Origin of the sequence: Desulforamulus putei DSM 12395 (assembly GCF_900129195.1) — a bacterium.
Classification (GTDB): Bacteria; Bacillota; Desulfotomaculia; order Desulfotomaculales; family Desulfotomaculaceae; genus Desulfotomaculum; species Desulfotomaculum putei.
In genome coordinates this window covers 57,040-69,361 of the sequence record NZ_FQUY01000006.1, presented here as the reverse complement: position 1 = coordinate 69,361, position 12,322 = coordinate 57,040, and the positions used below count along the sequence as shown (strand labels likewise).

At 56.1% G+C, this 12,322-nt stretch carries 7 protein-coding genes and 1 other annotated feature; all 7 genes read left to right on the top strand.

From position 1 onward, the window contains the following. The first annotated feature begins 1 nt into the window (after position 1). On the top strand, positions 2 to 3,226 hold the full coding sequence (carB, locus tag BUB67_RS05720) for a carbamoyl-phosphate synthase large subunit (protein ID WP_073237133.1): 3,225 nt from the start codon (positions 2 to 4) through the stop codon (positions 3,224 to 3,226). Positions 3,227 to 3,247: 21 nt separating this feature from the next. Further along, positions 3,248 to 4,189, top strand: a complete 942-nt coding sequence (argF, locus tag BUB67_RS05715; RefSeq protein ID WP_073237129.1) for an ornithine carbamoyltransferase — start codon at positions 3,248 to 3,250, stop codon at positions 4,187 to 4,189. Between the two features lie 534 nt (positions 4,190 to 4,723). Beyond that, positions 4,724 to 5,929, top strand: coding sequence for an argininosuccinate synthase (locus BUB67_RS05710; protein WP_073237126.1), 1,206 nt, complete (start codon positions 4,724 to 4,726; stop codon positions 5,927 to 5,929). 124 nt (positions 5,930 to 6,053) lie between these two features. Then, a complete protein-coding gene (gene argH, locus BUB67_RS05705; RefSeq protein WP_073237123.1) occupies positions 6,054 to 7,430 on the top strand; it encodes an argininosuccinate lyase in 1,377 nt (458 codons plus the stop codon). 586 nt (positions 7,431 to 8,016) lie between these two features. Beyond that, positions 8,017 to 8,270, top strand: a binding site (T-box leader). A 55-nt stretch (positions 8,271 to 8,325) separates the two neighbouring features. Then, positions 8,326 to 9,984: a dihydroxy-acid dehydratase gene (ilvD, locus tag BUB67_RS05700; protein WP_073237120.1), complete on the top strand. Its 1,659-nt coding sequence runs from the start codon at positions 8,326 to 8,328 to the stop codon at positions 9,982 to 9,984. Between the two features lie 148 nt (positions 9,985 to 10,132). Further along, positions 10,133 to 11,794, top strand: coding sequence for a biosynthetic-type acetolactate synthase large subunit (gene ilvB, locus BUB67_RS05695; RefSeq protein ID WP_073237117.1), 1,662 nt, complete (start codon positions 10,133 to 10,135; stop codon positions 11,792 to 11,794). Positions 11,795 to 11,808: 14 nt separating this feature from the next. Next, the gene (gene ilvN / locus BUB67_RS05690) at positions 11,809 to 12,321 is read left to right on the top strand and encodes an acetolactate synthase small subunit (protein WP_073237113.1); all 513 of its coding nucleotides are present in this window, start codon (positions 11,809 to 11,811) and stop codon (positions 12,319 to 12,321) included. Position 12,322 lies beyond the last annotated feature (1 nt).

Genomic DNA, 12,322 nt, shown 5'->3' with positions numbered 1-12,322 from the left:
GATGCCCAAACGGAAGGACATCAAAACGGTACTGGTAATCGGTTCCGGTCCCATCATCATCGGCCAGGCGGCGGAGTTTGACTATGCCGGAACCCAGGCTTGCAAAGCGCTGCGGGAAGAGGGCATCAAAGTGGTGCTGGTTAATTCCAACCCGGCCACCATTATGACCGACAGTGATATTGCCGATGTTGTATACATCGAACCTTTAACCTGGGAAAGCATTGAAAAAATTATTGCGAAAGAACGGCCGGACGGCATTTTGCCCACCCTAGGCGGCCAGACCGGTCTAAATATGGCGGTGGAACTGGCTGAGCGCGGCATCCTGGAAAAGTACGGCGTGGAACTGCTGGGCACCTCTCTGGAAACCATTAAAAAGGCCGAAGACCGGGAGCTTTTCCGGGCCACCATGCTGGAAATCGGGGAGCCCATCCCGGAAAGCACCATCGCCAGCACGGTGGAGGAATGTATTGAATTTGCCAACAAGATCGGCTACCCGCTCATTGTCCGCCCGGCTTATACCCTGGGGGGCACCGGCGGCGGCATCGCCAAGGATGAGAAGGAATTGACCGCCATCTGCCACCGGGGCCTCAGGATGAGCATGATCAACCAGGTGCTGCTGGAGCGCAGTGTGGCCGGCTGGAAAGAAATCGAATATGAAGTGATGCGGGACAATGCGGACAACTGCATTACCATCTGCAACATGGAAAACATTGACCCGGTGGGGGTGCATACCGGGGACAGCATCGTGGTGGCGCCCTCCCAGACCCTGTCCGACCGGGAATATCAAATGCTGCGCAGTGCCGCCCTGAAGATCATCCGGGCCCTCAAGGTGGCCGGGGGCTGCAACGTGCAGTTTGCCCTGGACCCCCACAGCATGAACTATATCGTTATCGAGGTAAACCCCCGGGTTAGCCGTTCCTCGGCCCTGGCCTCCAAGGCCACCGGCTACCCCATCGCCAAATTGGCAGCCAAAATTGCCATTGGGCTGAATCTTGATGAAATTACCAACCCGGTTACAGGCAAGACCACGGCCTGCTTTGAACCCACCCTGGATTACGTGGTGGTTAAAATTCCCCGCTGGCCCTTTGACAAGTTCGCCAGCGGCGACCGGACCCTGGGCACCCAGATGAAGGCCACCGGCGAGGTCATGGCCATTGACCGTACCTTTGAAGGGGCTTTGATGAAGGCGGTGCGTTCCCTGGAGATCGGCGTGGACAGCCTGCAAATCAAAGGCAGCGCCAGTTGGACCGAGATGGAGCTGGAAAGCAAACTGAACCGGCCGGATGACGAGCGGTTGTTTGTGGTGGCCGAGGCCTTCCGCCGCTACTGGACCCTGAAGGAAGTTCAGCAGCTGACCGGCATCGACTACTGGTTCCTGGAAAAGATCAAGGACCTGGTGGTGCTGGAACAGCAAATCCGGAACGCCGGCGGCCCTCCCGATCAAGAACTGCTGCGCCGGGCCAAAGTCTGCGGCTTCTCCGATGCCCACATCGGGCGCCTGTGCGGCAAATCTATGAAAGAGATCCGTGAACTGCGCAAGCAATACGGTATTTTGCCCACCTACAAGGTGGTGGACACCTGTGCCGCCGAGTTTGAAGCCTCCACACCCTATTACTATTCCACCTATGATGCCGAGGATGAGGTGGCAGTGTCCGGGCGGCCCAAAGTGGTTGTGCTGGGCTCCGGCCCCATCCGCATCGGGCAGGGCGTGGAATTTGACTACTGCTCGGTGCACTCGGTCTGGGGCCTGCAGAAGGAAAACATTGAGGCCATTATTATCAACAACAACCCCGAGACCGTTTCCACCGACTTTGATACCGCCGACAAGTTGTATTTCGAGCCCTTGACGGTGGAAGACGTCATGAACATCATTGATAAAGAGAAGCCTCTGGGTGTCATTGTCCAGTTTGGCGGGCAGACCGCCATCAACCTAGCCGGCGACCTGGCGGAACTGGGCGTGAACATCCTGGGTACCCCGGTGGAGGGCATTGACGCCGCCGAAGACCGGGAGAAATTTGAAAAACTTCTAAAAAGCCTGGGCATCCCCCAGACCGAGGGGAAAACCGCCACCACTGTGGAGCAAGCCCGGCAAATTGCGGCAGACCTGGGCTTTCCGGTGCTGGTGCGCCCCTCCTACGTGCTGGGCGGCCGGGCCATGGAGATTGTCTACAATGACGACCAGCTGCTGAAATACATGTCCAGCGCGGTACAAGTGTCCCCCAGGCACCCGGTGCTGGTGGACAAATACGTCCGGGGCAAAGAGGTGGAAGTGGACGCCATCGGTGACGGCCAGAATATCTTTATCCCCGGCATTATGGAACACATCGAGCGGGCGGGGGTTCACTCCGGGGACAGCATTGCCGTCTATCCTCCCCAGAGCCTGAGCCAGAGGGAAATGGAGCAGGTGGTGGACTATACCCTGCGCATCGGCAGGGCCTTAAAGATCTGCGGGCTGATGAATATTCAATACGTGGTGGGCGACGGCGAGGTCTTTGTGCTGGAAGTGAACCCCCGGGCTTCCCGGACCGTACCGGTTCTCTCCAAGGTCACCGGGGTTCCCATGGTACAAACCGCCACCCGCTGCATGCTGGGTAAAAGCCTGGCGGACCTGGGCTACCTCCCCGGACTGGGTCCGGTGTCCGATCATATTACTGTCAAGGCGCCGGTATTCTCCTTTGAAAAACTGGGGCTGGTGGAAACCTCCCTGGGACCGGAAATGAAATCCACCGGCGAGGTGATGGGGGTTGACAAATCCTTCTCCCATGCCTTCTACAAGGCCATTGTCTCCGCCGGAATGAAGGTGGCCAAAAGCGGTGCCGTCCTTTTCTCGGTGGCGGACCGGGATAAGCTGGAGGCCGTGGCGGTGGCCCGCCAGTACGCCAACCTGGGCTTTAAGCTGTACGCCACCATGAATACCGCTGCCGCCCTGGCCTCCGCCGGGCTGCCGGTGGTGGGCACCGAAGATCCCTTGGCCCTGGTGCGCTCCGGCGGTGTCCAAATGGTGATCAATACCCCCACCCGGGGCAAGGTGCCCGGGCGACCCGGCTTCCGCCTGCGCCGTCTGGCAGCGGAGTATAAGGTACCCTGCTTAACTTCCCTGGATACCGCCAGGGCCATGGCCGGTGTGCTGCACGAACTGTTGCAGGGCGACCCGGTGGCGCCGGTCTCCCTGGATCGCTTTACCGAATTTCTCAATGAAAAAAGGCCTGCCCAAAACGCAGGTTAATGCCCGGAGAGGATGCCATAGATGGAAGAACTGAAGAAAAGTCTAAAGGGCAGGGATTTACTGACCCTGCATGATTTGACGACGGAAGAAGTCAACCTGATTCTGGAGGAGGCCGCCCGGCTGAAAGGCCTGCAAAGGGCCGGCATCCCTCATCCCTATCTGCAGGGAAAAACCCTGGCCATGATCTTTCAAAAGAGTTCCACTCGTACCAGAGTGAGCTTTGAGGTGGGCATGTACCAGTTGGGCGGTTACGCTTTATTCTTAAGCCCCAAGGACATCCAGATGGGGCGGGGGGAATCGGTGGCGGATACCGCCAGGGTATTGTCCCGCATGGTGGACGGCATCATGATCCGCACCTTTGACCAGAGCGAGGTGGAGGAACTGGCCCAATATGCCGATGTTCCGGTTATCAACGGGCTCACCGACCTGACCCACCCCTGCCAGATCCTGGCGGACCTGCTGACCATTAAAGAACACAAAGGGAAGCTGGCGGGCCTGAAGCTGGCTTATGTGGGGGACGGTAACAATATCGCCCATTCGCTGTTGTATGGCTGCGCCAAGGTAGGCATGGATATCAGCGTGGCTTCCCCGGAGGGCTACCGGCCTAGGTCCTGGGTGGTGGAACTGGCCAAACAGGATGCCCAGGCCACCGGCGCCAAAATCGAAGTGGTGACCGACCCGGTGGAGGCGGTTAAGGACGCGGATGTCATCGTCACCGATGTTTGGGCCAGCATGGGTCAGGAAGCGGAGCAGAAGGAACGGGAAAAGGTCTTTGCTTCGTACCAGGTGAATGAAGCCCTGTGCGCCCATGCCAAAAGCGATTTCATCTTCCTGCACTGCCTGCCGGCCCACCGGGGCGAGGAAGTCACTGCAGAGATTATTGACGGGCCCCACTCGGTGGTCTGGGACGAGGCGGAAAACCGCCTGCATGCCCAGAAGGCTGTCATGGCGCTGTTGATGTAAAACTAAGTAGACACTGCCATTCCAAACCTTTCCTCTAAAGAAAGAAGGCGTCTTAGAACCTGGTTTTTTAAACAGGTTTTCAAGACGCCTTCTTCAGAAATTTTCCTATTTACGAATAAATATTGTTTATTATGCAATATATGGTAAAATACTGATGGGAAATGTTAGCTGAAAGTGAAAAGCCTCACCGCCTGGGTGAAAGGGGGTGGGGCGAGTGGTCACAACATCAGAGGTACTCCAAATGATCACAGCTCTACTCCTTCTTTTAACTCTGGTTGTGGCAGTCATCGGCCTTGCGGTGAAATAAGTAAGATCCGTAAGCCACGCCAATAGCTTACGGATTATTAAGCCCCAGGTTTGGTGAGGCCGCACCGGCATTTTCAGTTAACTTTCCCTTTCATTATTACCTTTATTCCTTTTATTGTCAAGAACCGGCCCAAACTTTCTCAACATTGCATATGTTCACAAATAGTAATACTTTGTTTATGTTATAATAGTAAACGAATATTTATTCACAGGAAGGAGCTAACAACCATGCCAAAAGTTGTACTGGCCTACTCCGGGGGGCTGGACACCTCCGTTATTATTGCCTGGCTGAAAGAAAACTACGGCTATGAAGTCATTGCCATGACCGCCGATCTGGGCCAGGGAGAGGAACTGGCCCCCCTGGAAGAAAAGGCCATACGGAGCGGCGCCAGCAAAATCTACATCGAAGACCTGCGCAAGGAATTTGTGGAGGAGTACATATGGCCTACTTTAAAGGCCGGAGCCATTTATGAAGGAAAATACCTGCTGGGCACCTCCTTTGCCCGGCCGTTGATCGCCAAGAAACTGGTGGAAATCGCCGAGAAAGAAGGGGCGGTGGCGGTGGCCCACGGCGCCACCGGCAAGGGTAACGACCAGGTACGCTTTGAACTGGGTGTTAAGGCCTTGGCCCCCCATTTGAAAGTCATCGCTCCCTGGCGGGAGTGGGACATCCGTTCCCGGGAAGATGCCATTGACTATGCCGAAGCCAGGGGGATCCCCGTACCGGTGACCAAGAAGAGCATCTACAGCCGGGACCGCAACATTTGGCACATCAGCCACGAAGGCGGCGAACTGGAAAGTCCCGCCAATGCTGCTTCCTACGATATGCTGATGCTGACCGTGCCTCCGGAAAAGGCGCCGGACCGGCCCACCTATGTGGAAATCGGTTTTGAGAAGGGGATTCCTGTATCATTAAACGGCCAGCGGATGGATGGAGTCAGCCTGCTGGAAAAGCTGAACGCCATCGGCGGGGCCAACGGCATCGGTATCGTGGACATGGTGGAAAACCGCCTGGTGGGCATGAAGTCCCGCGGCGTTTATGAAACCCCCGGCGGCACCATCCTGGTGTACGCCCACCATGAATTGGAACTGCTGACCCTCGACCGGGCCACCCTGCATTATAAAGAACAAGTTGCCCTGCGCTATGCCGAACTGGTTTATGACGGCGTGTGGTTTTCTCCCCTGCGGGAAGCCCTGGATGCCTTTGTAGACAGTACCCAGCGCACCGTCACCGGCACTGTTAAACTGAAACTGTATAAAGGCAATATTATGCCTGCCGGTACCACCTCGCCCTACTCTCTCTATGACGAAGAACTGTCTACCTTTGGCCGGGACGAAGTCTACAACCAGGCCGACGCCGCAGGCTTTATCAACCTCTTCGGCCTGCCCCTGAAAGTACGGGCCTTGATGGAAAAGAAGGCAGGACTTAGATAAGCCATTAGCCATCGGCCAAAAGCTAGACCCCTAAGAAATACCCGGGCCAAAACCAACAGCCAACAACCAACAGCGAATGGATAGACTTACTGGTGAAGGATCAAGCATGAAAGGGGAAGTCTCTATGAAGCTCTGGGGCGGCCGCTTCCAGAAAACAACCGATCGTCTGGTGGAGGACTTTCATTCCTCCATTTCTTTTGACCAGAGACTGTACAAGCAGGATATCCGGGGCAGCATTGCCCATGCCACCATGCTGGGCAAGGTGGGAATCATCTCCCCCGAGGAAGCCAGGCAGATTGTAGAAGGTCTCAAGGAAATCCTAGGCGAGATCGAAAGCGGCCAAGTGGAGTTTGATATTGCTGCGGAAGATATCCACATGAATGTAGAGAAGTTGCTGACGGCCAAAATCGGCGCCGTAGGAAAGAAACTGCATACTGCCCGCAGCCGCAATGACCAGGTGGCAGTGGACATCCGCATGTACCTCAAAGATGAAATTACTGAAATCCGCGCCCAGCTGAAAGAATTAATAGAAACACTGCTGGACCTGGCAGAACAGCACCTGCATACCGTGATGCCGGGCTATACCCACATGCAGCGGGCCCAGCCCATTACCCTTGCCCACCATCTGATGGCCTATGTGCAAATGTTTCTCCGGGATATGGACAGGCTGGCAGACTGTTACAAGCGCACTGATGTCATGCCCCTGGGGGCCGGGGCGCTGGCCGGCACAACCTTCCCGCTGGACCGGGAATATACCGCGGAACTGCTGGGGTTTGCCGCCGTCAGTGAGAACAGCCTGGACGCTGTCAGCGACCGGGATTTTGCCGTGGAGTTTTGTGCCGCAGCATCGCTGATTATGATGCATCTCAGCCGTTTCTGTGAAGAGATTATTCTCTGGTCCACCGGCGAATTCGCTTTTATTGAACTGGACGACGCCTACAGCACAGGCTCCAGCATTATGCCCCAGAAAAAGAACCCGGACGTGGCTGAACTGATCCGGGGCAAAACCGGCCGGGTGTACGGCGATTTAATGGGTCTGTTAACCATGCTCAAGGGGCTGCCCCTGGCCTATAACAAAGATATGCAGGAGGATAAAGAGGCGCTCTTTGATGCCGTCGATACCGTCAAAGGCTGCCTGATGGTCTTCCGTCCCATGATTGCCACCATGACAGTCCGCAAGGACAACATGGCCAGGGCGGCCCGGGGCGGTTTCACCAACGCCACCGATGTGGCTGATTACCTGGCCAAAAAGGGTGTGCCCTTCCGGGAAGCCCACGAAATTGTGGGAAAAGCTGTGTTTTATTGCCTGCAGCAGGGCAAAACCCTGGAAGAACTGACCCTGGAGGAATACCGGCAATTGTCCCCGGTCTTTGACCGGGACATTTATGCCGCCATCGGGGTAGAGCACTGCGCCGCCGCCAGAAAGGTCAAAGGCGGCCCGGCCCCCGAGGCTGTCCAACAATCCATTGCCAACGCCAGAAACATGCTGCAGCAAATATAGAAAAAACAATTTACCCCGGGTTTACCGGGGTAAAACTTTTGCACAAAAAACTTAAAAAAGGCTTGTTTCTTTAAAAACGGAATCGCATAGGGAGGATGGCAGGTGGCGGAAGTACCTAATGTTCAAAATACTAAAGAAGAACAAAATTCATCTATCTAATTCTTGACAGTGGTTGACTAAAAAATTATACTTAATAGTAACATATCCAAAACAGCGTTGAAGGGGACCGGGCATCTGATACAGGGCCACAGAGAGCCGGGGCAGGTGGAAGCCGGCGCCACATGACAGATTGCCTACATCACCCCGGAGCTGCCTTTCCGAAAGCATCACGCAAGTAGGTTGGGCCGGGTTTGGCACCCGTTATCAAACCGCACAAATACGTCTGTATGCTGTGCAAAAGCGGCTCTTTGTTGAGCAATCAGGGTGGTACCGCGGAAGGATTACCTCTCGTCCCTGGCATGTTGCCGGGAACGAGGGGTTTTTTGTTGCAGCCCCTGAATAATTTAACCCGATCATAACACAGAACTTCTTGACAGTACTTGGCGAAACTACTATACTTACTAGTAATTTATTTAGTAAGGTACAGAAAACAGCCATGATCGGGACAACAGTCTGAACAGGGCCACAGAGAGCCGGGTTGGGTGGAAGCCGGCGCCACTGACAGTCTGGTCTCACCCGGGAGCTGCCCTCGTGAAAGTGTGATCCACACGAGTAATTGGGGCCGGGTTTTCAGAACCCGTTATCAAAAGGCACAGGGTATGTATGTATTTTGTGCATGAGTGGCTCTTGCTAAGAGCAATCAGGGTGGTACCGCGGAAGGATAAACCTCTCGTCCCTGGCATTGATGCCGGGGAACGAGAGGTTTTTTGTATACTCATAATCGGGAGGTAAAGCTATGCGCAGCGATGCAATGAAAAAAGGGCTGGAGAGGGCGCCGCACCGCAGTTTGTTTAAAGCGCTGGGACTGCTGGATGAAGAATTATCCCGACCCATGATCGGGGTTGTGAACTCCTTTAACGAGATTGTTCCCGGACATATACACTTGAAAGATATCGCCGAGGCCGTCAAGGCAGGCGTTCGCATGGCCGGCGGGACGCCGGTGGAATTTCCGGCCATTGCCGTCTGCGACGGCATTGCCATGGGGCACCCCGGCATGCGCTACTCCCTGGCCAGCCGGGAGATCATTGCCGATTCCATTGAAATTATGGCCCAGGCTCACCCCTTCGACGGGTTGGTCCTGATCCCCAACTGTGACAAGGTGGTTCCCGGTATGCTGATGGCTGCCGCTCGTTTGAACATCCCGACTATTGTGGTCAGCGGCGGCCCCATGCTGGCAGGTAAATTTCGGGACCAGGATGTTTCGGTAACGCAAATGTTTGAGGCGGTGGGGGCTGTGCAGGTAGGCCGCATGACCCGTGAGGAACTGGCTGAACTGGAAGACAATGCCTGCCCCGGCTGCGGTTCCTGTGCCGGCATGTTTACCGCCAACAGCATGAACTGCTTGACCGAAGCGCTGGGCATGGCCCTGCCGGGCAACGGCACCGTTCCAGCGGTCACCGCCGCCAGACGCAGGCTGGCCAAAGCGGCCGGCATGAGGGCAGTGGCCCTGGTCCAAGAAAATCTAAGACCCAGGGATATTTTAACGATGGAGAACTTCCGCAACGGGTTGGCCGTGGATATGGCCCTGGGCTGTTCCACCAATACGGTACTGCACCTGCCCGCTATCGCCCGTGAAGCGGGTATTGAGCTAAACCTGGATTTAATCAACGAAATCAGTGAGAAAACGCCGCACCTGTGCAAGCTGAGCCCGGCCGGGCAGTACCATATACAGGACCTTTACGCAGCCGGCGGCATCCAAGCGGTGATGAAAGAACTGTACGTCAATGGTCTGATTAATCCAAACATTAAAACTGTCAGTGGCTTGACAGTTGGCCAATTGTTGGAACAGGCCAAAATCAAAGATCGCAACGTCATCCGCAGTGTCAAAGAACCCTACAGTTCCACCGGCGGGCTGGCCATCCTGCGCGGCAATCTGGCGCCGGACGGAGCGGTGGTGAAGAGAGCGGCCGTGGCGCCGGAAATGCTGCAACATACCGGCCCGGCCAGAGTGTTCGACGGGGAAGAGGCTGCCATTGCAGCCATCATGGGAGGCCAAATTAAACCCGGTGACGTGGTGGTAATTCGCTACGAGGGCCCCAAAGGCGGTCCGGGCATGCGGGAAATGCTGGCGCCTACCTCGGTACTGGCGGGGATGGGGCTGGACAAAGAAGTGGCCCTCTTAACCGACGGGCGTTTTTCCGGCGCATCCAGGGGGGCTTCCATCGGACATATTTCCCCGGAAGCAGCGGAAGGGGGTCTTATCGCCGTCCTTCAGGACGGGGACATTGTGGAGATTGATATCCCCAACTACCGGCTGGAGGTCAAGCTGGACCAGGCGGAAATCAACCGGCGCCTGGCCGCCTGGCAGCCTCCCGTACCCAAAGTCACCACGGGATACCTGGCCCGCTACGCCAAACAGGTATCTTCCGCCGGAAAAGGAGCAGTGCTTAGCTAGCCTTTGGGGTAGAGATATGGGGTCCAGTTGTTAGCCTTAAGGGTCTGGCCAAAGGGTCAAATGACAGGACCCAAAAGAAATACCTCAAAGGCCAAAAGCCAATAGCCCCCAAAGAAATGCAGTATTAGCATAACTGGAGGTTTTACAGATGAAAATGACCGGAGCGGAGATTTTAATAGACAGCTTAAAAGAAATGGGTGTCGAGACCATTTTCGGATACCCGGGCGGGCAGGCGCTCCCCATCTACGACGCCCTTTATGATGCAGATATTCGCCACATTTTGACCCGTCACGAGCAGGGTGCGGTCCATGCCGCCGATGGGTATGCCCGTGCTTCCGGTAGGGTGGGGGTTTGCCTGGCCACCTCCGGTCCCGGGGCCACCAACCTGGTGACGGGGATTGCCAACGCCTACATGGATTCGGTGCCCCTGGTGGCCATCACCGGTCAGGTCCCGACGTTCATGCTGGGCCGGGATTCCTTTCAAGAGGTGGACATCACCGGCATCACCCTTCCCATCACCAAGCACAACTATATCGTAAAAGATATCCGGGACCTGGGACGGATTGTCAAAGAGGCCTTTTACATCGCCAGCACCGGCCGCCCCGGCCCGGTCCTGATTGACGTTCCCAGAGATGTTTCCTCCGGGGAAATGGACTATTACCGCAACGGCTACCTGAACCTGCCCGGTTACAATCCGCCCCGCAAAGCCCGGGAGGAACTGGTCAATCAGGCCCTCAAGGCCATCGCCGAAAGTCAGCGCCCGGTCATCTATGCCGGAGGCGGCATTATCAGCGCCGGCGCCCATGAGGAACTGAGGAAACTGTCCGAGACCCTGTTGGCCCCGGTGGCCACCACCCTGATGGGGTTGGGAGGATTCCCCGGCGATCACCCGCTGGCCCTGGGCATGCTGGGCATGCACGGCTCCAAGTACGCCAACTATGCCATTTGCGAGTGCGACCTGCTGATTGCCGTCGGGGTGCGTTTTGATGACAGGGTCACCGGCAAGGTGGAATCCTTTGCCCCCGACGCCAAAATTATTCATATCGACATAGACCCGGCGGAGCTGGGGAAGAATGTTCGGGTAGATATTCCCATCGCCGGGGATGTCAAGACAGTGCTCAACCAGTTGTTGGAGCGCATAGAAGCAAGACTGCAGTCTGCCTGGCAGGATAAAATTGCCGCCTGGAAAAAGGAATACCCCCTTGAATTCGATGAAAACGGCGGTAATCTGAAGCCCCAGCACGTCATCCGTGAAATCTACCGGCAGACCGGCGGGCGGGCCCGCATCACCACCGAAGTGGGCCAGCACCAGATGTGGGCGGCTCACTATTACACCTACACCCGGCCCCGTTCCTTTATCTCTTCCGGCGGGCTGGGCACCATGGGTTACGGTTTTCCCGCCGCCATCGGCGTGCAGGTGGCCTGCCCGGCAGAAACGGTCTTTGACATTGCCGGGGACGGCAGCATTCAAATGAACATCCAGGAGCTGGCCACCGCCGTGGATTATGACTTGCCGGTCAACGTTGCCATCATGAATAACGGTTACCTGGGCATGGTTCGCCAGTGGCAGGAGATGTTCTACAACCGCCGCTATTCACATACGGAGATAAAGAACCCGGACTTTGTCAAACTGGCCGAGGCCTATGGCGCCGAAGGCTACCAGGCAACCCGCAAAGAGGAAGTTGCAGAAGTCCTGCAGGCGGCAATACAGTCAAGAAAACCGGTATTAATGGACTTTGTCATTGAGAGAGAAGAAAACGTCTTACCCTTTGTGCCGCCGGGTAAGGCGCTGAATGAAATGTTAGGGTAGAAAGGGGTGTCGTGATGTACCACACACTGGCGGTATTAGTGGAAAACAGCCCGGGGGTTCTGGCTCGGGTGGCCGGCCTCTTCAGCCGGAGGGGATACAACATCGACAGCCTGGCCGTGGGCCGCACCGACAACCCGGCCATCTCCCGCATGACCATCGTGGTGGAGGGGGATGAGCGGGTGCTGGAGCAGGTCAGCAAACAATTGCACAAGCTGGTGGATGTGATCAAAATCAGTGATATTACCTCATCCCCCCATGTGGACAGGGAACTGGTTCTCATCAAGGTCAACACCGATGCCGGCAGCAGGGGGGAAATCATGCAAATTGCCCAAATTTTCCGGGCCAATATCGTAGATTACGGCCACAAGAACCTGACCCTCGAGTGCACCGGCAATCAGGAAAAAATCAATGCCTTTGAAGAGGCGCTCCGCCCCTTTGGGATCAAAGAATTGGTGCGCACCGGCAAAGTAGCCATGCTGCGGGGCGCCAAATATACCAATATTAACAGGACAAAAGAGGAGGACTAAA

Coding starts and splice junctions, on each gene's coding strand:
- carB (WP_073237133.1), top strand. CDS start 2: ATGCCCAAACGGAAGGACATCAAAACGGTACTGGTAATCGGTTCCGGT.
- argF (WP_073237129.1), top strand. CDS start 3,248: ATGGAAGAACTGAAGAAAAGTCTAAAGGGCAGGGATTTACTGACCCTG.
- BUB67_RS05710 (WP_073237126.1), top strand. CDS start 4,724: ATGCCAAAAGTTGTACTGGCCTACTCCGGGGGGCTGGACACCTCCGTT.
- argH (WP_073237123.1), top strand. CDS start 6,054: ATGAAGCTCTGGGGCGGCCGCTTCCAGAAAACAACCGATCGTCTGGTG.
- ilvD (WP_073237120.1), top strand. CDS start 8,326: ATGCGCAGCGATGCAATGAAAAAAGGGCTGGAGAGGGCGCCGCACCGC.
- ilvB (WP_073237117.1), top strand. CDS start 10,133: ATGAAAATGACCGGAGCGGAGATTTTAATAGACAGCTTAAAAGAAATG.
- ilvN (WP_073237113.1), top strand. CDS start 11,809: ATGTACCACACACTGGCGGTATTAGTGGAAAACAGCCCGGGGGTTCTG.